Annotated in this window: 21 protein-coding genes; 11 read left to right on the plus strand and 10 right to left on the minus strand. The window is 41.5% G+C overall.

Translation table 11 applies throughout. The features are described from left to right. Window positions 1–11 precede the first annotated feature (11 nt). The 8 genes from LCX93_RS11985 (at window position 12) to LCX93_RS12020 (ending at window position 8585) form a co-directional block, all read left to right on the plus strand. The gene (locus LCX93_RS11985) at window positions 12–1373 is read left to right on the plus strand and encodes a protein-disulfide reductase DsbD family protein (protein WP_226066487.1); all 1362 of its coding nucleotides are present in this window, start codon (window positions 12–14) and stop codon (window positions 1371–1373) included. Between the two features lie 23 nt (window positions 1374–1396). Next, complete coding sequence (locus LCX93_RS11990) at window positions 1397–3112, plus strand: copper resistance system multicopper oxidase (RefSeq protein WP_226066488.1); 1716 nt, start codon at window positions 1397–1399, stop codon at window positions 3110–3112. A gap of 10 nt (window positions 3113–3122) precedes the next feature. Then, window positions 3123–3806 carry a copper resistance protein B gene (locus LCX93_RS11995; RefSeq protein WP_226066489.1) on the plus strand — a complete coding sequence of 228 codons (684 nt, stop codon included), beginning with the start codon at window positions 3123–3125 and terminating at the stop codon, window positions 3804–3806. Between the two features lie 144 nt (window positions 3807–3950). Beyond that, window positions 3951–5153 (plus strand): hypothetical protein, encoded by a 1203-nt coding sequence (locus LCX93_RS12000; RefSeq protein WP_226066490.1) that lies wholly within the window; start codon window positions 3951–3953, stop codon window positions 5151–5153. 125 nt (window positions 5154–5278) lie between these two features. Next, window positions 5279–5659 (plus strand): DUF302 domain-containing protein, encoded by a 381-nt coding sequence (locus tag LCX93_RS12005; protein WP_226066491.1) that lies wholly within the window; start codon window positions 5279–5281, stop codon window positions 5657–5659. An 11-nt stretch (window positions 5660–5670) separates the two neighbouring features. Continuing rightward, window positions 5671–5880, plus strand: a complete 210-nt coding sequence (locus LCX93_RS12010; RefSeq protein WP_193150693.1) for an SHOCT domain-containing protein — start codon at window positions 5671–5673, stop codon at window positions 5878–5880. Window positions 5881–5894: 14 nt separating this feature from the next. Beyond that, window positions 5895–8198: a copper-transporting P-type ATPase gene (locus LCX93_RS12015; protein ID WP_226066492.1), complete on the plus strand. Its 2304-nt coding sequence runs from the start codon at window positions 5895–5897 to the stop codon at window positions 8196–8198. A 12-nt stretch (window positions 8199–8210) separates the two neighbouring features. Further along, window positions 8211–8585, plus strand: a complete 375-nt coding sequence (locus LCX93_RS12020; protein WP_226066493.1) for an HvfA family oxazolone/thioamide-modified RiPP metallophore — start codon at window positions 8211–8213, stop codon at window positions 8583–8585. A 3-nt stretch (window positions 8586–8588) separates the two neighbouring features. Here the strand turns inward: LCX93_RS12020 and LCX93_RS12025 are convergent, their stop codons facing one another. The 8 genes from LCX93_RS12025 to LCX93_RS12060 form a co-directional block, all read right to left on the minus strand. Beyond that, entirely contained in the window at window positions 8589–9989 is a 1401-nt protein-coding gene (locus LCX93_RS12025; RefSeq protein ID WP_226066494.1) for an MBL fold metallo-hydrolase RNA specificity domain-containing protein, read from the minus strand. A 67-nt stretch (window positions 9990–10056) separates the two neighbouring features. Next, on the minus strand, window positions 10057–11232 hold the full coding sequence (msrA, locus tag LCX93_RS12030; RefSeq protein ID WP_226066495.1) for a peptide-methionine (S)-S-oxide reductase MsrA: 1176 nt from the start codon (window positions 11230–11232) through the stop codon (window positions 10057–10059). Beyond that, a complete protein-coding gene (locus LCX93_RS12035; protein ID WP_226066496.1) occupies window positions 11229–12893 on the minus strand; it encodes a GMC family oxidoreductase in 1665 nt (554 codons plus the stop codon). The genes msrA and LCX93_RS12035 overlap by 4 nt, the downstream gene beginning before the upstream one ends. A gap of 12 nt (window positions 12894–12905) precedes the next feature. Beyond that, a complete protein-coding gene (locus LCX93_RS12040; protein WP_226066497.1) occupies window positions 12906–13394 on the minus strand; it encodes a gluconate 2-dehydrogenase subunit 3 family protein in 489 nt (162 codons plus the stop codon). Further along, window positions 13378–13569, minus strand: a complete 192-nt coding sequence (locus LCX93_RS12045) for a hypothetical protein (RefSeq protein ID WP_226066498.1) — start codon at window positions 13567–13569, stop codon at window positions 13378–13380. Before LCX93_RS12045 ends, LCX93_RS12040 begins: the two co-directional genes overlap by 17 nt. 69 nt (window positions 13570–13638) lie before the next feature. After that, the gene (locus LCX93_RS12050) at window positions 13639–15390 is read right to left on the minus strand and encodes an FMN-binding glutamate synthase family protein (protein WP_226066499.1); all 1752 of its coding nucleotides are present in this window, start codon (window positions 15388–15390) and stop codon (window positions 13639–13641) included. Window positions 15391–15393: 3 nt separating this feature from the next. Beyond that, entirely contained in the window at window positions 15394–15834 is a 441-nt protein-coding gene (locus LCX93_RS12055) for an HvfX family Cu-binding RiPP maturation protein (RefSeq protein ID WP_193150704.1), read from the minus strand. Window positions 15835–16183: 349 nt separating this feature from the next. Then, window positions 16184–16468: a hypothetical protein gene (locus LCX93_RS12060; protein ID WP_226066500.1), complete on the minus strand. Its 285-nt coding sequence runs from the start codon at window positions 16466–16468 to the stop codon at window positions 16184–16186. A gap of 178 nt (window positions 16469–16646) precedes the next feature. Here LCX93_RS12060 and LCX93_RS12065 point away from each other — a divergent pair, with 178 nt between their 5' ends. Next, window positions 16647–17531, plus strand: coding sequence for a DUF234 domain-containing protein (locus LCX93_RS12065; RefSeq protein WP_226066501.1), 885 nt, complete (start codon window positions 16647–16649; stop codon window positions 17529–17531). A gap of 2 nt (window positions 17532–17533) precedes the next feature. Continuing rightward, window positions 17534–18073, plus strand: a complete 540-nt coding sequence (locus tag LCX93_RS12070) for an RBBP9/YdeN family alpha/beta hydrolase (RefSeq protein WP_226066502.1) — start codon at window positions 17534–17536, stop codon at window positions 18071–18073. Between the two features lie 5 nt (window positions 18074–18078). On the opposite strand, the gene LCX93_RS12075 is transcribed toward LCX93_RS12070, so the two are convergent. After that, window positions 18079–18306 (minus strand): hypothetical protein, encoded by a 228-nt coding sequence (locus tag LCX93_RS12075; protein ID WP_193150708.1) that lies wholly within the window; start codon window positions 18304–18306, stop codon window positions 18079–18081. A 74-nt stretch (window positions 18307–18380) separates the two neighbouring features. Between LCX93_RS12075 and LCX93_RS12080 the strand changes: the two genes are divergently transcribed. Then, complete coding sequence (locus tag LCX93_RS12080) at window positions 18381–20225, plus strand: ABC-F family ATP-binding cassette domain-containing protein (RefSeq protein WP_226066503.1); 1845 nt, start codon at window positions 18381–18383, stop codon at window positions 20223–20225. Between the two features lie 29 nt (window positions 20226–20254). Here LCX93_RS12080 and dbpA read toward each other — a convergent pair whose 3' ends face one another. Further along, window positions 20255–21613 carry an ATP-dependent RNA helicase DbpA gene (gene dbpA, locus LCX93_RS12085; protein ID WP_226066509.1) on the minus strand — a complete coding sequence of 453 codons (1359 nt, stop codon included), beginning with the start codon at window positions 21611–21613 and terminating at the stop codon, window positions 20255–20257. Window positions 21614–21637: the final 24 nt, after the last annotated feature.

Here is a 21637-nt window from a genome sequence, read left to right on the forward strand (position 1 = left end):
AGGCAAAAAAGATGAGAAAAAAGATTATTTTACTTTTTCTGCTCTTAGCAACAATTCCGTTGTTTGGAGCTGCAGAAAGTCTCCAAACACACACGCTTATGGGCTTGTTACTCGGAGCATTTGGAGCCGGATTACTGCTTACCTTTACTCCCTGTGTACTGCCTATGATTCCGATTCTCTCAAGCATCATAGCCGGTCAGGGTGAAAAGCTTACAAAGAAAAACGGTTTTCTTCTCTCTGTTGCTTATGTTCTTGGGACAGCACTGACATATACACTTATGGGTGCTCTTGCCGGGGCTACAGGGGAACAGCTACAGTCTTATTTTCAAAATATCTGGGCGATTGGTATTATGAGCTTTATCTTTTTTCTGCTGGCACTTTCCATGTTTGGTTTTTTCAACCTGCAAATGCCCTCTTTTATTCAATCCAAACTTGACAACCAAACCAGGAATATTAAAGGCGGTACTTTTTTTGCCGTTTTTTTACTTGGATTACTCTCAGCGCTTATTTTAGGAGCCTGTGTCTCTCCTGTCATTATCTCATTTTTAAGTGTTGCCATTGCCCAGGCAAATCCTGTGTTGGGAGCAGAGATGATGTTTGCACTCTCCCTTGGTATGGGTGTTCCGTTGTTACTCGTTGGTCTGGGTGCCGGATATTTGATTCCAAAAGCAGGCGCATGGATGGATTATGTGAAGTACTTTTTCGGTATTCTCCTTTTAGGTGTTGCTGTGAGTATATTTTCCGAGCTTGAACTCTTTTCTGCTTTGTATCTGTGGGGCGTTTATTTTATAGTAATCGGCGCATTTATATATCCCTATTCAACAGCAGATGACTCCTTTACACTATGGCAGAGGTTTGTAAGAACTCTGGCAATACTGTGTCTTGTTTGGGGAACTATCAGCTTAACAGGGGCTTCTATGGGGCATGACAACATATATATGCCACTCAAAAGCAACGCTGTGCAACCATCAACATCAAGTGTGCAGGCCGTTACAAAAACACCTTCTCTTTTTACAGAAGTACCAAATCTCAAAGCAATGGATGCAAAATTAGCGCTGGCAAAACAAACCGACAAGCCTGTATTTGTCTATTTTCATTCAAAATATTGCAAGGTTTGCAAAAAACTCGATGAAACAACATTCAAAGATCCAAAAATTATTGAAATTCTCAATAATAAATATATTGCTCTCGTCGTTGACTTGTCTGATAAAAGCAACAAAGAGACACTGGCAATCAAAGAGAAGTATGGTGTTTTCGGATATCCTGCATTTTTACTTATTGACAGTGATGGAACGCCACAGACAGATACGATACATTATGGTTATGAAGGTGCACAAGAACTGTTTGATGTACTTGATTTAAATGCAGAATAACAAATAAAATAAAAGGCATTTCTATGAAACACAATAAACACTCTTTATCAAGAAGAACTTTTATCAAAGGCGTTGTCGCTTCAGGCGCAATGCTTTACGGGATAAACCTCAACGCTTCAACTGACACAGTTAAAAAACGTAAAAAGACCGAAGAACTCTCGGGAACGGTTTTTCATCTGACTATAGACAAAACCCTTGTCAATGTAACAGGAGAACCCTCATATGCCACAGCAGTTAATGCCATGCTGCAGGGTCCGACACTTAAATGGCGCGAGGGCGATACCGTTACCTTACATGTAACCAATAACTTGCAGGAATCCGCCTCTATTCACTGGCACGGCATAATTTTGCCTTACCAGATGGACGGTGTTCCGGGAATCAGCTATGAGGGTATCGCGCCGGGAGAGACATTTACATATACTTTTACAGTCAATCAAAGCGGAACATTCTGGTATCATTCCCATTCTGCTTTCCAGGAACAGACAGGTGTTTACGGAGCCATTGTCATTGAACCAAAAAAGAAAGATCCGTATGAATACGACAAAGACTATGTTGTCCTTTTATCCGATTATTCAGATGAAAAACCCGCAGCTATTTACCGAAAACTGAAACTTTTTCCTGATTATTATAATTTCAACAGAAGAACTGTCGGCGATTTCTTTTTGGAAGTCAAAGACAAAGGATTCCTTGAAGCTTTCAAAGCACGTCAAATGTGGAATAAAATGCGTATGTCAGACAGAGATCTTTCCGATGTAACAGCCTATACCTATACTTTTTTGATGAACGGGCAAAATCCGGCAACACGCTTTAGGGCACTTTTTCAAAATGGCGACAAGGTACGACTCCGATTTATCAATGCTGCCGCAATGACATTTTTTGATGTTCGCATTCCAGGGCTCAAAATGAAGGTTGTTGCAGCAGATGGGAACAATATACAGCCCGTAGATGTTGATGAGTTTCGCATAGGTGTTGCTGAAACCTATGATGTCATAGTCGAGCCCGAAGATGACAAGGCCTATGCCATTTTTGCGCAAAGTATAGCAAGAAAAGGCTATGCACTTGGCAACCTCTCAACGGATGCAGATATATTGGCAGAAGTGCCACAGATGGATCCGCCGCAGGCACTCACAATGCTCGATATGGGCATGAGCAAAGATATGACACAGATGAAAAGCATGGATATGTCCAAGAGAGACTCTATGTCATCTTTAAAAAAGCCCATTCCTCTTACAAAACTGCCTATACGATGGGGTGTCGGTACAACAATGCGGGCTATGAACCCTCAGTACAGACTCGATGACCCGGGTGTCGGACTCAGAAATAATGGTAGAAAAGTCTTAACATATGCAGATTTACGCTCTTTGCGTTCTACAAAAGAAGACAGATACCCAGACAGAGAGATAGTTTTGCATCTTACCGGAAATATGGAGCGTTACATGTGGTCTATCAACGGTATTCCTTATCACGAAGCTGCACCTTTGGAGTTTCATTACGGCGAACGTCTGCGTATCACTTACATAAATGACACTATGATGAACCATCCAATGCATCTGCATGGTTTATGGAGTGATCTTGAAACCGGTGATGAAAATCATTTGGTACGCAAACACACTATTATCTCACAGCCCGGTTCCAAAATAAGCTTTCGTGTCACCGTGGATGCAAAAGGTGCATGGGCGTACCACTGCCACTTACTCTATCACATGACAGATATGTTTAGAAAAGTCGTGGTTGCATAAGGAAATGATGATGAAAAATATACTAACAAAATTAACACTTTTAGCTACTTTGACAACACTATCTTTTGCAGGAGGCGGTGGTGATACCCTGCGTGCCACTTTTACCGCCGACAACCTGGAGTACCAGACAAACAGCGAAAAAAATCTTTACTGGGACACCTATGGATACATTGGCTATGACCTCAACAAACTCTATTTCTACAGTGAGGGAGAAAAACCCAGCAGTGGCGATGCAAGCAGTGAAAATCAACTCCTCTACTCCCGTGCCATTGCCCCTTTTTGGGATGTGCAGGCCGGTATCAGTTATGATATAGCAGGATCAAACAACAAAACATGGGGCGTTCTTGCCCTCTCGGGACTGGCTCCTTACTTTTTTGAAACACGGGCAGCTGTACTTTTTAGTGACGATGGTAATATTGGTCTGAGAATTGACATGGAATATGAAGCACTCATTACCCAAAGACTCATCCTCACACCAAAATTTACGCTCGATGCCTATTCAAAAGATGCCCCGACTATGGGTTACGGTTCAGGCATCTCAAACCTTACTCTCGGCGCAAGACTTCGATATGAATTCACAAGACAGTTCGCTCCCTATGTCGGCATTGAATGGGCAAAAAACTTCGGTACAACAAATACCTACTCTCCGCTTAATGAAGCCTATGCAACTTTTGGTTTGCGATTTTGGTTTTAATTCTCTTCTCAATTATGTAAGCTTTTTACAGCTTACATAAATCTCCTCACAAACTCATCACACTTCTTTGATACCGTATCAATATCTTAAGTATCGTTTTGTGTTTCAAAACTAATTTTAAAACTTAAGAATAAGGGGTATATTATGTTAAAAATGTTCTTTTTACTCGGTATCAGTCTCGTCACTTTTGTAACAAATGCTTATGCTATTCCGGCATTTGCAAGGCAGATGGGAATCTCGTGTAATGCCTGCCATTCACAAAACGGATTTCCTGCGCTCAATCGTTTCGGACGAAGCTTTAAGGCAAGCGGCTACACAATGGTCGGTGCACAAAAGTCTATTTATGATGACCAAAACGGGAAATTTCTCTCACTGACAGACACACTCAACCTCTCTTTGAATGTTAAAATCGGGTATGTTCAAGGGGAAGATCCTGCCGAAGCAGCCCAAATTCAGTTTCCACAGGCTCTTGGCTTTATGATAGCGGGGCGTGTTGCCAACAATATTGGTGTATTTACCGAAATCGGTTACGAATCAGAAGACGGGAATGATCCTGTATTTCAACTCGCTACTTTGGTAGTGCCTGTTGTATATGAACTTCCAAACTATACACTCGGAACCGTTTTTTATCGAACAAGTGAATTTGGAGCAGCCGCTTCTTATGACACACTGGCAACCGGTTCCAAGGCAAACGGTCAGACACTTGAAGCTGTTTCTGTCACATCTGCGCAGTCTTACATTGTCAATAATGCAGGAGAAGAAGCTGCTGCAGAAGGTATCGGCTTTTATATTGCAAGTGATTTATGGTATGGTGTTTACTCTGCCTATGTGCCGACTGTCGGTACCGTCTCAGGTGTTACACCCGCACATTACGCTTCGCTTGCTTTTACACCGCAGGTCGGCAACTGGGATCTTGGGATGAGTGGACAACTCTGGTGGGGAACAGCCTCAAGAGATGATGCCAATACATCTTTGCCAAAAATAGAAGATAAAACAGACAAGTTTGCACTGAACTTTCAGGCTATGGGATCCGTTGACACACTTCCGGTGAGTGTTTTTCTCACCTATGCCCAGGCAAAACAAGGTAGTATTTTTGCACAGACACCAAACAAAGTAAAAGCAGCTACCATTATGGGTGAAATAGCGCCTATCGCGCATATTCTTATGTTCTCAGCAGGCTACAGGGCGGCAGACAACGGTGCAAATACAAACTCTACAGACAATGCACAACTTCTGGCTGTCAAATATTTTTACAAAGAAAATGTGCAATGTCAGTTTGATTATGTCTTTAATCAAAATTCTCAAAAACGCAATGAGATATACTTTACATTACGTGCTGTTTTCTAACACTTCCTTTTTTCTGTCATGCTATAGACTTTTCTCCTCCATAGCATGACATCTTTTACGAAACTCACAAATTCACCACAAACTCTTACTATACTTTTCTAAAATAAATTTTAAAAGGATAGAAGATGATTTACAAAACACAAACAAGCACTCCTCTTGAAACAGTCAAAGCAGAGATTCAAGACAAAGCAAAAGCATTAGGTTTTGGTGTATTGGGGTCTTATGATTTTCAGAATATTCTGCACAACAAAGGATTTGAGCTTGACACTCCAATTACTGTATATGAACTCTGCAATCCACCGGCTGCAAATATGGCACTCAATGCCATCCCTGATATTTCCGTGTATCTTCCCTGCCGGATATCAGTATACGAACAAAACGGAGTGACAGTTTTAGCAACAATCGGTATAGAAGATATACTCAATGCAGTAGATGTAGATGATGATTTCAAACAACATATGGGCGAAATATTTAACAATCTGCGTACGCTTATGGATACTCTTTAAAGGAGTCAATTATGTTTGATCATGCAATGACAGGATGGGGGTTTACAATGGGTTTGGGATGGATAATACCACTGCTTTTGATTTTCGCGCTTTTTTATTTTATTAACAACAATAACAACAGTGACAGAGAATCAGCACGAGATATTTTAGACAGAAAATATGCAAACGGCGAAATAGACGAAGAAGAGTACAAGCGAAAAAAAGAGCTGTTAAAACACTGATTTGGAGGTGTATTATGAGTGAAAAGAAAACAGAAGAAAACACAGAAGAAGAAAATATTTACTGTATAGATGATTCCTGTGAAATAGGCAATGTATTTTATACCTGTCCTATGCACCCCGAGATTCATCAGGACCATCCGGGGAACTGTCCAAAATGTGGCATGACTCTTGAAAAAGAGGTTGAAGCACTGCCGACAATAAAAACACAATACACTTGTCCCATGCACCCTGAAATTATCCGTGATGAACCGGGAGACTGTCCTATCTGTGGGATGCATCTTGAACCTATAACAGTGCAGGCTGAAGAGAAAAACGAAGAACTCGATGACATGAGCCGCCGCTTTTTGATAAGCACGGTTTTATCAATTCCGTTATTTGCACTGGCTATGGTTCATGACATTACTCCGCAGTATATTCCCTCCTGGCTGAGTGCACAATTAGTACAGTGGATTGAATTTGTTTTGGCAACGCCTGTTGTACTTTGGGGTGGCTGGCCTTTTTATGTCAAAGGCTATCAGTCGGTAAAAACATGGAATTTAAATATGTTTACGCTCATCTCCATGGGCGTCGGAGCCGCCTATCTTTACAGTGTCGTGGCTCTCTTTTTTCCTGAAATTTTTCCACCGCTTATGCACACAGCAGAAGGTGTCGTACCTGTTTACTTTGAGGCAGCAGCCGTTATTACAACCCTTGTTCTTTTGGGTCAGGTGTTGGAACTGCGGGCAAGAAGCAAAACAAACACAGCCATCAAAACCCTGCTTAACCTTGCTCCAAAAAAAGCACACAAAATTATAGATGAAGCGGGCAATGAAGAGGAAGTCAATCTCGAACTTGTACATGCAGGAGACAAGCTCCGAGTCAAACCGGGAGAAAAAATTCCTGTTGACGGTGTGGTTATCGAGGGACAGAGCAATATTGACGAATCTATGATAACAGGAGAGCCTGTACTTGTCCAAAAAACGGTAGGCGATACACTCATAGGTGCTACCATCAATAAAAACGGAACCTTGGTGATGCAGGCGACAAAAGTAGGCTCTGACACTATGCTGGCCCAGATTGTGCAAATGGTAGCCCAGGCCCAACGCTCCCGCGCACCGATTCAGCAGCTTGCCGATACCGTGTCAAGTTATTTTGTACCTGCAGTTGTCATTTCTGCAGTGCTAGCTTTTATAGGCTGGTATATCTGGGGACCGTCTCCGCAACTCGCTTATGCCGTTGTCGCTGCAGTTTCTGTACTGATTATTGCCTGCCCGTGTGCCCTCGGCCTTGCTACACCAATCTCGATAATGGTGGCTACCGGTCGTGCAGCACTCTCAGGCATCCTGATCAAAGACGCAAAAACACTCGAGACGATGGAAAAAATAGACACTCTGGTCGTAGATAAAACCGGAACACTTACTCTTGGAAAACCAAAAGTGACTGATTTTCTCACAGCTTCTGGCTATGATACAAAAGAACTTGTCAAATATGCTGCTTCACTGGAGCGGGCAAGTGAGCATCCTCTTGCACAGTCTGTTATAGACTATGCAAAAGAGCTCAATATTTCACTTATCAATGTAGACAATTTTGAAGCGGTACCCGGCAAAGGAGTCATTGCCAAAATTGACGGTAAAAAGATAATTTTGGGCAGTGAAAAACTTTTACAGGAAGAAAATATTTCCATAGAAGAGGTACAGGCAAAAGCAGATGCCATGCGCAATGATGCAAAAGGCATTATTTTTATGGCGATAGATGATAAATATTGTGCAATAATTGCGATAGAAGATCCTATAAAAGAGACTTCTGTTGAAGCTGTACATACATTGGAAAAAGAGGGTATAACAGTTGTCATGCTCAGTGGCGACAATGAATTTACCGCCAATGCAGTGGCTAAAAAACTCGGTATTTCAAAAGTGTATGCCAATGTTCTGCCTGACGGCAAAGCCGATGTCATCAAAGAACTCCAAAGTAGTGGAGCACGTGTTGCAATGGCCGGTGACGGCATCAATGATGCTCCGGCACTGGCACAGGCAGATGTCGGTATTGCCATGGGAACAGGAACAGATGTCGCTATTGAGAGTGCGGGAGTTACTCTTATCAAAGGAGATTTACTCGGTATTGTAAAAGTTCTGAGACTCTCTCGTGCCACGATGCAAAACATTAGACAAAATCTCTTTTTTGCTTTTGTTTACAACAGCGCCGGCGTTCCGATTGCGGCAGGTGTACTCTATCCGTTCTTTGGGATTGTGCTCTCCCCTATTATTGCCGCAGCCGCAATGAGCTTCAGCTCTGTTTCTGTTATAGCAAACGCACTGCGTTTAAAAAATGTAAAACTGTAATCAGGAGGTATAATGAAAATTGTTTTACTGACGCTCATCACTTTTGTACTCTTCATAAGTGCCTGCAGCGATGAGAAAAAAGTTGCCAAATCTTCGGCGCCGGGAATGAAATGCGGCTCCGGGAAATGTGGCGCAAATATGTTTGACGGCAGTGCGGCACTTGTCAAAAAAAAGAAAAATATTTTAGCACAGATGAGACAAGATGACCCGCGTCAAGACTGTGTAAAAAATGCAAAAAGTACGAAAAAAATGTATGATTGTGTAAGAGATCCCAAAACACACATTATGACACTCAAATGCGGAGAAGGAAAATGCGGTACAGCCATGCCACAGCCAAAACCCACAATGAAATGCGGTGCAGGCAAATGTGGCGGTTCTATGAAATAGTGCTTAGTCTATAACCACCTTTTCTTTAAAAGAGACGATATGCGCATCCAGATGCAGCTTTTTATTGAGCATTTTTTTAAAAGCTTTTTGACTCTTGAGTTCTCCATGCACCAGGAAGACTTTTTTCAAATCTTGCATACTCGAGATCCACTCTAAGATTCCGTCTCTGTCCGCATGGGCGGAAAATCCGTTAATTGTATGAATAGACGCCTTGACAACAATATCTTCTCCCAAAACATTTATCCATTTTGCACCTTCAACAATTTCGCGTCCCAGGGTTCCCTCAGCCTGAAAGCCTACAAAAATCACGGCATTGCGTTTGTCCCAGATTCTGTGTTTAAAATGGTGTGTAATGCGTCCGCCGTTGCACATTCCTGCTCCGGCAATGATGATAGCACGACTTTTTATATCATTGATGCTTTTTGAAGCTTCAGGTGTTTCGGTATAGACAAGCGAATCAAAATTAAACACTGTTCCGTCTTCTTGCACATTTTTTTGACATTTGTTTGTCAATTCATCCACATATTTTCGATACACGGCTGTTGCCCGTGTTGCCATGGGAGAATCCAAAAATACTTTACATTTAGGCAGTTCCCCACTTTCATGCATCTCTCTTAAAATACACAGTAACTCCTGCGTACGTTCCACCGCAAATGACGGTATAAGCACATTTCCGCGGTTATTGAGAGTTTTTACAATAACCTTTTTAAACTCTTTGATTGTTGCATCAATCGGCTGATGGTCTCTGTCTCCATAGGTTGTTTCAACATACAGACTTTGTGTTTTGTCGCATTTGTTTAAATTTGGCATCACAAGTCCGTTATCATTTCCGATGTCACCTGAAAATACAACAGTATGCGAATCACTCTTGTCCATATAAGAGAGTTCGATAAAAGCGGAACCTAAGATATGCCCTGCATTACGGTAGACAAAACTCACACCTTCACATAAATCATAATATTTGTCATATTCAGGATTGACCCACTCTATACTTTGAAATGTTTTTTCCACATCCAAAGGCTGGTAGAGTGGTTTTGAGAGTTTTTTTTCTCTTCCTTTACGCAGTGCTTTTCTGTACTTTGTTTGAAAATCTTCACTCATTATTTTCGCACTGTCCATCAAAATAATCTCTGCCAGATCCATTGTGGCGGCAGTGGCATAAATTTTTCCCTTAAAACCCTCTTTGACCAGTTTGGGAATCCGTCCGATATGATCAAGATGGGCATGTGTCACCAAAAGATAATCTATACTCGAGGGTTCAAAATAAAAGGCCTCTTCGTTTTTCTCCTCATCTTCACCTTGAAACATCCCACAGTCTATCATGATTTTCACGCCACCGATTTTGAGGACATGGCACGAACCAGTCACCTCTTTTGTTGCACCGTACGATCTTACTGTTGCCATCACCAATCCTTTACATGTAATCTACATGTAACGATTATACGCCAATGTTTCTTAAAAATATAACAAACTACTTTCTTGGTATAAATTCAAGCACCGAAGCATTGATACAAAACCGCTTGCGTCCATCGGGCAGAGGAAAAACATGCCCGAGATGAATACCGCTTTTTTTCGCAATAATTTCAATGCGTTTCATACCAAAACTGTTGTCTTCTTTTTGTATTGTTGCACCGTCAACCGCCTTGTAAAAACTGAGCCATCCGGTTCCTGAGTTAAACCTGTCTTGTGTGTCAAACAGCACTTCACCGCTGAGTTTGTCTACAAATACGCCATCAGGTGTATGGTTAAATATATCATACTGCTTGCAAAAACGGTTATCTGTTCCTTGGTTAAATGCCACCTTGTAACTCTCAGAATCTTTTGTGAGTTTAAAATCTCCGAGTGCCTTGTAAAACTCTTTTTCATTCATAAAACCGACATGGCTCCTCATTTCTTTGCCGTCTTGTACAAAAAGGATTGTCGGAGTTGCATAAAGTTTTGTTTGTATATCAAAGCCTTTGAGGCTGTTTGCTGTCACCGTCCGCATCGGCACGCTCCCTTTGTATTTTTGTGCCACTTCTTTATCAAATTTTTCGCAATAGGGGCAAAAATTCGGACTTTTTATCACTAAAATCTCTTTGCCGTCCAAGGGTGTTATCTCCTTCTGCTTTGTCTGTTCTTTTTGAAACTTCACCCCTGTGGCATGATTTGGGCAGTAGCCGTTGGGATGTTTTTGCAGATAATCCTGATGATATGCCTCTGCCGTATAAAAATGCTTGAGCGGTTTTATCTCTGTCTGTATCGTGCCCAAGCCCTTTTGTCTTAAGAGTTTTTGGTACGCTTCTTCTGTCTCATGAGCAATTTTTTCCTGTCTGGGCGTTGTGTAAAAAATGGCACTTCTGTAATTATTGCCAATGTCGTTGCCCTGCCCGTTTGCCTGTGTCGGATCATGCAGTTCCCAAAAAGATTTTATCAGTGTTTTTGCATCTGTTTTAGAATTGTCATAAACGACTTTAACCGATTCGGTGTAGTTGATGATTTTTTTGCCCTCTTTGGTGTAACGGTTTTTCAGTACCTTTTCATAGGTCGGGTTGGGATAATTTCCGCCTGCATACCCGGACTCGGCACTGATAACCCCCTGCATATGTTCAAAATGTTTCTCAACACCCCAAAAACACCCTGCCGCAAATACGATAGAAACTATCATGACTTCTCCTTTTTTAACGCTTCTTTAATAACATCCGCCACACGAAAAGAGTTTGCATAAATCGTCCAGGTATAAGGAACACTCCCGCCTGTAGGCATAAATGAAGCATCCGAAACATACAGATTTTCTAAATCATGCGCTTTGCAGTTTTTATCCAACACGGATGTTTTTGCATCATTACCAAACCTGCATCCGCCGGCAACCAGATTGGGAGGCGGTGCAGAGGAGATGGAGTAGTCAATCTCTTCACAACCGAGTCGCTGTAAAACTTTCACTGCTTTTTGTGCCAGATATTCGCCTACTTCCAAATCCTTGGGATGTCCGTAGAGATTTATGACCCCTACCGGTACACCGTATTTGTCTTTGGCCTTCTCATCCACACCCACAAAACATTTATCAGTCGGCAACCAGTCATTAAAGACTTCAAAAGTCAGCACTCGTGAAGTTGTCAGCCGTTTGTGCAGTTTGTCTTTGAGTTTTTCACCCCACAAAAGCTTCCCGTTTTCATCATAGACTTCGCGCATCACACGTGAAATGATATTTTGATGTTCAAAAAGGAAGTCAATGGTTCCGCCTTTTTGCTGCTCCCCATTCGCTTCAAAATCATACCAGTCTTGTAATGAACGGTTAAAAAAAACACCGACTTCCATCAGCTCTTTTTGCTGCTGTGGTGTCAGTTTTTCAAAAACAAAGCGTCCACTGCCGCTGCCGCCTGCCGAAAAAATGAGATTTTTCCCGACTTCCCCGCTGGAGTTTGCCAAACCGTTTGGAAAATGCTCGTTTTTAGAATTAAGCAAGAGTCGTGAGGTCTCAATCGCCTGTGCCGCTACGACAAAGATTTTTGCCTGCACAGAGTGTCTGATACCGTTTTTTGTATAGTAGTATGCCCGTGTTACTTTTTTCTCATCACTTTGAAGTCTGTAGACAAAGGCATCGGTAATGATTTTTGCCTTGCATTTTTGCAACAAGGCAGCACGACCGCTTCCCTTTGCTCCACTCGCACAGCCATAGCTCCCGCAAAAATTGGAGTAGTAACAGGCATTACGCCCAAGAGCATTTTGTGATAATATCGCTCGGGGCGTGGGAATCGCTTCATAGCCCAAGTCTTTACATGTAAGGTCAAACCATTTTGTGACACCGTTTGTCTGCAGCTCAGGATAAGGAAAATCTGCACTTGAGCGGGGTTCAAGATGTTTATGTTGGACTATCTTGCCACTCACACCCACAACTTTTTCGACCTTGTCATAGTAAGGTTCCAACTCTTCATAGCTAATCGGCCAGTCAACAACATTCGCCCCTTCAATTTCGCCATAGACACTTTTTAGCTGAAAATCATTGGGCTTGAGTCTGTGAAAATAACCGCTCATCAGGTTTGACGAACCGCCGACTAAAGAACCGTTCCAAAAACTCCAGCCTGATTCTTCCCCGTCATAACGGGTAAATGTTCCGTCTGCCCTATACTCGTTTATAATGTGCTTTTGTTCATTTAAAGGAGGGGTAAACATATCACGTCGTGTGACAGCTATTTCATCTTTGTTAAAATCTTTTTCAGTATAATTTTGCCCTTTTTCCAAAACAACAACGCTAAATCCGGCATTTGCAAGTTCATAAGCTACAGGTGAGCCACCTGCTCCACTGCCTATTATACATACATCAACCATTGCTCTTATCCATTACATGTAAGCCTTTTGCGGTCTGGGTTGTCCGCCTTTGAAATTGAGCCATTGCCAGCCGGCTTCTTTGTTGTTTCCGCCATATACAGGGTCACCGAGCATTGCTTCAAACATATAGTTCATCACCTCATAGACAAAACTCTCTCCCCACTCTGTTTGTGTTATATGCTCAAGAATACTTTCTCTTTGCATTGGCGAAAGCTTTGTGTACTCTTTTTTATAACTTTGCACAGCTTCTTCATTGAGCCATTTCACACCGTTTTTTAAAAAAGTTTTATCTGCATCGCTTATGCGGTTGTGATGAAATATTTTTTGCATATACGGAGCAGTTTGTATCCCTAAATGCTGTGCCTGAGGGAAGAGGTCTTTGTGTAAAAGGCTGAAGGTTTGCAAAGGTGTTGTCACGCCAAAAAGAGTGCATCCGTCCATTAAAAAAACGGCACCACAAAGAAAACTCGCCTGTAAAAATTTTCTACGAGAAAAGGTCATCAAAAAACGAACCTTTCTTTTTTGGTTTATAAGAGGATGTCCGCTCATCCACAAAATCAGGATCCCCTTTTTCAAGCATCTCTTTTGAAGGTTTTTGTATATGTTTTTTAGGCTTTTTCTCTTTGACAAAAGTTTGCGAAACTGTACCTGCACCACTGTGAGGAATACACATCATAGCCTCCTGCTTTTTAATTAGTACAACTATTATACTCAAAAAGTGTGTAATAATTGTGTAACAAGCTTTTTAATTTATCAGCATTTCTTCAAAATAACGTTCAACATCCATATATGTTTTTCCACTGTTGTCTCTGAAAATAAGATTCTCTTTTTCAAGTTGTTTTATATGGTGTAAACCCATCACAGCGAGCAGGTTTCGTATTCCAAAAAGCAACTGTTCATGATATGATGCAATGTTTTTTGCTTTTTTCTCTATCAAAAAGGAGGCTCTTTTTTGTTTGTCCTGTGTTGCCAGACCGACAGGACAGGCACGACCATGGGCACCAGAACATTCCCGCGCCCGTATACATCCGGCACTCATCATAAAAGCTCTTGCTATGGCGACATAGTCCGCGCCCAAACCGAACAGTACAACAGCATCATCTGGTGTCAGTACTTTTTCGCTTGCAATGAGTTTGACTTTTTGTCGTACGCCTACTCTTCTTAATTCGCTATCTGCTATATAAAGCGCCTTTGCAATATTCATGCCGACACTCATCATCATCTCCAGTGGTGCAGCACCGCTTCCTCCGTCTCCACCGTCTATGGTAATAAAATCAGGATAGGCATTTGAACCGGTATCAAGACGCTGTTGGATAAGATTTGCATACTCTGTAAAATTCTCCTGGGATGAAATCACAAGCTTGATGCCTACCGGTTTTTCAGACAAGGCTTTGAGCCTGCCTGTAAAATCAAAAAGCTCTTCTATACTGTGTGCAAAAGGAAACTGGTTTGGACTGAAAAGATTTTTGTGTGCTTCTACCCCGCGATAATAGGCAATCTCTTCGCTCACCTTAGATGCAAGCAGTTTTCCGCCTGTCTGCTTTGCCCCCTGTGCCATTTTAATCTCTGTCATTTTACAAAAGCGCATTGTCTTTTGGTAACGCTCTTCACAGAAATTTCCTTCTTTGTCCCGCACACCGTAGAGTCCGCTTCCCATCTGAAAAATAATATCAGGCATATCATCAGGCACCTGTGAAGGAAAAGTGCTCATAGGCGCATCCCAGTTCACTCGGTAAAAAACCAGTTCTTTTTTATCAAAAAGATAACTGTCAGGAGCAGGAGTAGTCACAACCATATGTTTATATACCTTTTGTGCAGTTGCCGAATTGATGAAAAATTTTACAATTCTATACACATTTTTTGCAAAAAAAGTTCCCTCTTGAGTTTGAAAAAATTTACACTCTCTTGTATATTTATGGGTATAAAAAAAGTTTGAAGTCAGACTTCCTTCTCCTGTATTTATAGGAAACTTTCCAAGATATGCGCCTTTGGTAAAGGCACGTGTTCCCTCAGGAGAGATAGCCCCGTCACTCATGGCACTCCGCCCGAGAATAGACCTTGTTGTAAAAGGCTTGGGAGAACCTTCTCCAAAAGTTGTAGAAAAATCATCGCTGACATCCTGTGTATTGAGCACACAGTTTGCATTTTTTATACCAAGTCTTGCACTCTTTTGCGGTTGACCGGGAGAAAAAGAGGCATAAGCGGATTTGCGTTCAGCCGAATCATACACCCATTTGACCTTGTCAAAAGATTCGTAAAATTTCTCATCACCGAAATACTGGCGCATCGGGTCACGAAGGGCATAAAAGAGATACCGCATACGACCGATTAAAGGATAGTTAATCAGCAACTGGTTTTCCCGTTGAATATACCTGTCATAAATAAACAAAACTATAGAAGTCACAATAAAAAGAATAGTTATTGCCTTAAACATAAACATCAATATTGGAAATTGGATTTCTCCTATTTCATGAGTAAATCTAAATAATGCTTCCATTGTTTAATTTTTTTCTCCAAAAACAAGTCTGTCCAATGAAAATTTTCCTGCACCAAAAGATAAGAAAATAAATAAAAATGCCATATAATAGAGTGGAATTTCAAAACCGTTATCACCTGCTGCAAAGCCATTATGCAGATGTACAGTGACTATGGCTACAATCATTATGATAATCAGAGGAATAGAAATCAGTCTCGTAAAAAATCCTAATGTCAACAACACGACTCCTGTTATTTCCGTACTGGCAGCCATGTAGGCATTTAATACCGGGAAAGGAATACCCATTGAGCCAAACCACTCTGCAACAGACTTCATATCATTCCATTTCATCATTGCCGGTTCATAAAAACCGTATGCTACCAAGAGCCTTGCAAAAAGCAGACTCAACGGTTGCAGATATTCACCTAAGCGTGAAAATTCAAGATATATTTTTTTAAGATTCATAACAAACTCCTTAAGTTGTATCAAAAATTTTACTGCTTTTGTGTGTAGTAAGTGTGCAGAATCAAACTGTACTGACAAATTACAGATACAGGGGTAACAGGCCCGCACTGAAGTACGGGTTCCAAATAAATGCTTAACTTAATGCTTTCTCGGAACCGGTACTTCAGTGCCGGCTGTTGCAATAGTCTTGCCACTCTCAGCCGGCACTGCAGAAAAAAATTTAGTTTTTCTCACAGCTTATGCTTTAGCATAGAAAGTGCCGGTTCCAAATAAATGCTTAACTTAATGGTATTAGAGGAGGGGAATTGAAGTAAATGAGCCTTATGCCCATTTACATGTAATAAAAAAACTAGTTAGCGCCGCATTTTCCTTTGCCACACTTCATAGCACCTGCTTTCTTTTCTTTCATCTCTTTCTTTTCTTTCATCTCTTTCATGGCAGCACCACATTTCATGCCCGCTTTTTTCATGCCGGCACCACACTTGGAGTCACCCTCTTTTTTCATTGGCTTGTCCATTGAAGATCCACATTTCCCTGCGCCGCATTTCATATCGCCTGCACTGAGTGAAACTGCGCCGAGTCCTGTAAAAAGAGCCGCGCCTAAAAGTAAGGCTGTAAGATTTAATTTGTTCATATTGTTATCCTTTGATGTTTTAAGTTAGAACAATTGTAGCATAAATTATAGTACAATTATTACGTTGAAAAAATTATACATTGCAAGTGTGTAGTATTTGTGTAATATCATCTTTAGTGTATAATTTTACATTAAGGGCACTTCTAAAAACCCTAAACATAAAAAAAAGGCATTACTTTTGATTTCAAACGATACAACACTCAAAGAAGAGTTCAAAATATTTTACAAAGAACACCCTACAAAAAATTTTGAAGATTTGGTAGAAAAATTTGCTATCTTCGGTGGTGTAGGCTGGGGCGAGATAGATACATCAAAGCCTTCGTATGAGCTTATAGAAAAACTCATACTCAAAGACTATCACTACATCCGAAACGATGTCAGTGACATTACCGGCGGGGCCCCGCTGTATCATGCGCTACTGAGTGCTGTTGCCATGGGCGACGGCAAAACACACTCTAGTTATAAACGTGCAAAACTTGAAAAAGAAGTCGGAGACAACGCCGTTAGTGAACTTGTAGAGAGAGGTATCATCCGCGTTGAAAAACCGAAAAAAGAGTTTACCTCGTGGAGCAATAATGAAAAAATTGATAACAAACTCTACTTCACAACACCGTTTTTACGTTTTTGGTTTGCTTTTGTCTCGCCGCTTTTTAAAGGTATTCGTGACGGTGACTACACAGAGGTGAAAAAACGCTGGCAAAACAGAGAAGCAGAGTTTAGTAACCTCATCTTTACCCAACTCTCGCATGAACTGCTCAAAGAAAACTTTGCAAAAGAGGATCCTTTGGTAGAGATTTCAAGCTACTGGGACAAGAATGCAGAATTTGACATCTTTGCCAAAACACAATCAGGAAAAACAATTCTCGGCAGTACAAAATACACCAATGCGAAAGTCAAAAAAAGTGAACTGACACGCCTGCAGGAGCTTGCCAAAAAAGCGGGTATTGATGCGGATATATATGTCATTGTGGCCAAAAAAGGCTTTTCCAGCGAACTTAAAGCCTTAAAGGGACAAAACCTGCGCCTTTTGACACTGAAAAATTTTGCAAAACTGGTAGAATAGTTATGAGTAAAAAAGTATTGCTGTTACACGGCTGGGGAGGAAGCGATTATCCGCACTGGCAGAGCTGGCTCGCGGGTGAAATAGCAAAAGATTACGGCTGTGTCAATTTTTTAAAATTCTCAAACTTTGATGCGCCTAAACTGGATGTCTGGATGCAGGAACTTGAAGCTGCTCTTGCCGATTTCAAACCTGACATTGTTATCTGTCATTCTTTGGCAAATACCTTGTGGTTTCATGCCTGCAACACACAAAAGATACCTCAGATTGAAAAACTTTACCTGGTTGCCCCACCGAGCCTTACATGTAACATAGAAGAACTCAGTGAATTTTTTCCGGTATCGGCGCCCGATCAACTCTATGCAAAAGAGACTCTTCTTGTAGCCTCTACAAACGACCCCTATATGAGTCTGGATGAGGCATATAAACTGCAACAACGGTTACATGTAAAGATGAAAATACTCAAGAATGCAGGCCATATAAATACCGACAGCGGATATGGAAAATGGGAGTGGATGCACAAAGAGCTACAAACTGTTTTATAGCTCTTTTATGCGTAAAGATCCAATGAACCTGACGGGGAGACACTCGGCTTAACGTCACTTTTCAAAGATGTCTCAAACACCTCTGCCCGCTTTAAAGTTTCATTACTGGACTTGAGCAGTGAAGAGGTGTCATTTTGAGAGGAAGAAGAATCTTTGAGTGAATTTGGATCCAGTCTTCCAACCTGAACAGGGCTCGGATAAGGTGATTGAAATGTATACTGAGCAACCTTCACATCGTCCTCCTTGAGCTGTTTTTCTCAATTATAGCACAAACTATGTAAAAATTTAATAGACAAAAAGGTACTATATGATTCAACTAACAAATATTTCAAAATCTTTTACAACACAGGAACTTTTTACAAACCTGAACCTCAAGCTCAATGCAGGGAACCGACTCGGACTTGTCGGGCGCAACGGCAGTGGAAAATCAACACTTTTTAAAATAATTACCGGTGAAGAAGATGCCGATGAGGGTGAAATCATTCTTCCGAAAAACTACCGTATCGGCATACTCAAACAACATTTGAGCTTCAGTGAAAAAACACTCAAAGAAGAAGCGGCACTGGCACTGAGCCAAGAGATGCAGTATGATACCTACAGAGTGGAAAAAATCCTTTTCGGACTGGGATTCAGTGCGGATGATTTGGACAAAGACCCGCTCTCTTTCTCGGGTGGTTACCAGATACGCATCAATCTCGCAAAACTTTTAGTAACCGAACCAAATCTTTTACTGCTTGATGAACCGACAAACTACCTCGATATTGTCTCGCTCCGCTGGCTAAAATCGTTTTTAAGAAGTTTTGACGGGGAGGTCATTCTCATTACCCATGACAGAAACTTTATGGACGGTGTTTGCACACATACCGCAGGCATAGTACGAAAAAAACTCAAACTTGTCGAAGGCAATACACACAAATTTTATGCCCAACTTGCAAGTGATGATGAACTGCACCAAAAACAAAAAGTCTCGCAGGACAAAAAAGTCAAAGAGCTTGAAGAGTTCATAGCCAAAAACAAAGCCCGGGCATCTACCGCTTCTTTGGCACAGTCCAAAGTAAAACAGCTGCAAAAAATGCAGAGGCTTGAAGACTTAAACACAGATGCCTCACTTGCCTTTAAGTTTAACTACAAAGATACGCCTGCCAAAGTATTGCTTGATGTCAAAAACTTAAGTTTTGGCTACACAGCGGACAAAATACTTTTTAAAGATATCAGCTTCACACTTGCAAAAGGCGAAACACTCGGCATCATCGGGAAAAACGGCAAAGGAAAATCAACCCTGTTAAACACCATTGCAGGAGAGCTCAAACAAAACAGCGGGGAGGTTACATGTAACGCTGCAACTGAATCTGCCCACTTTGGACAGACGAACATTGCCCACTTAAATCCTGAAAATACCGTCATGGATGAAATCTACAATGCCAATGCCAAACTCAGTGAAGCAAAAGTAAGAAGTATCTGCGGGGCGATGCTCTTTAGCGGTGAGAGTGCCGAGAAAAAAATCTCACTGCTTTCAGGCGGAGAAAAAAGCCGCGTAATGCTTGGGCAGATAATTGCCAAAGATGTCAATCTTTTACTTTTGGATGAACCGACAAATCACCTCGATATGCAAAGTATCGAAGCCCTTACAAATGCCATCAATGCCTTTGAAGGCTCAAGCATCATCGTTACCCACTCCGAAGAGCTGTTGCGCCGTGTTTGTGACCGACTTATCATTTTTGCAAAAGAGGGCGCTGAGTATTTTGACGGTGGCTATGACGACTTTTTAGAAAAAATCGGCTGGGAAGATGAAGAGCAGGAAGAAAAAACCAAAACAGCGCCAAAATCAAATCACAAAGAAAACAAAAAACTGCGTGCCGAACTTATACGGAAGCGAAACAAACTTGCTTCCCCACTCAAGAAAAAAGTCGAAAAACTAGAAGAGAAAATTATGGAACTTGAAGATACCCTTACATGTAAACATAAAGAGCTTATAGAGGCTTCAAACGCTGGTGACAGCGCTACACTTATGGAACTCTCAAAAACAGTCTCAGAAATGGAAAACCAGGTAGAAGAGCTGTTTGAAGAGCTCGAAGAAGCACAAACCAAACTTGATGAAATTTTAGACGAGTATGCATCAAAAATAGAGGAAAAGGCACAAAGCCCGCACTGAAGTACGGGTTCCGAAAAAGTCGCCTCTTTTCAGAGTACCCAGACGCTGAATTTTCTGTTTTTGATTTTGCCGTTTTTGAGTTTTTTGTGGGCTTCGTCAATCAGCCTGTTCTCTATCGCCACATAACTTTGTCTGTCGTACAAGTCAATTTTACCGATGCTTTTTCCCTGCAATCCGGCTTCACCGGTTAAGGCTCCGAGTATATCACCGGCACGGATTTTATCCTTTTTGCCACCTTCTATGACAAGGGTGACAAACTCCGGTTTCATCTCAAAACCCTGCTCTTTTTTCAGCACAGAGACATCCAAAAAGTTTCGATTTGCATCTTCTTTGTACTCTTGTATTTTTTCAGCCTCTTTGTCACTGTAGAGTGTGATTGCAATTCCTTCTGCTCCGGCTCGTGCGGTGCGCCCTATGCGATGCGTATAGGTCTCCAAACCGTGAGGCAGGTCATAATTAACCACCATACTGAGTTCTTTTATATCAAGTCCACGTGCCGCCACATCGGTAGCAACAAGAACAGGACAGGATTTGTTTGCAAACTGCACCAGCACATCATTTCTTTCATACTGTTCCAAATCACCGTGAATCGCAAGGGCGTCTATTTTGTTTTTTACCAAAGATTCTGCCAACTCTTTGGCTTCGAGCTTGGTATTTGTAAAAACGATGACATTTTTCGGTTTGTAACTTGAAAATATTTTTATCAGTGTATCAACTTTGTTCTCTGTTTTATAAAATTCCTGCGTGATTTTGTTCTCTGTCTCTTTCTCTGTTGTCTTTACATGTAAGGCATTGTTTTGAAGTTTTTTGCTTATGTCCAGGATTTCATCATCAAAGGTAGCGGAAAAAAGCAGTCTCTGACGCTCTTTGGGAACAAAAGCGAGTACTGACTCTATCTCTTCTATAAAACCCATATCAAGCATTCTGTCTGCTTCATCCAAAACAAGCGTTTTTAGATTACTCAGCTCCAGACTCTCTTTATTCAAGTGCTTTAAAACGCGCCCGGGTGTTCCCACAATAACATGTGCCTGATGTTCGAGTGAACCAAGCTGTCTGCCAAAAGATTCTCCGCCTGTGAGCATCAAAATTTTAATATTATGCTGAAATCGTGCAAGACGGCGCAGCTCTTTAGCCACCTGATCGGCAAGTTCACGGGTCGGGCACAGCACCAAAGACTGCACACGAAACTTTTTCACATCCAAATGATGCAAAAGCCCTATGCCAAAAGCAGCTGTTTTCCCGCTGCCTGTTTTTGCCTGAGCAATAACATCGCGTCCTTCCAATACGGCAGGAAGTGCCTGAGCCTGAATGGCAGTCATCTGTGTGTAACCGAGTGATTCTATAGTCTGAAGCATTTGAGAAGAAAGCGGAAGTGTTGTAAATTTCATGGAGTAATTTCTTTTTTGTAATTA

The organism is Sulfurimonas sp. SWIR-19 (assembly GCF_020410885.1).
Classification (GTDB): domain Bacteria; phylum Campylobacterota; class Campylobacteria; order Campylobacterales; family Sulfurimonadaceae; genus Sulfurimonas; species Sulfurimonas sediminis.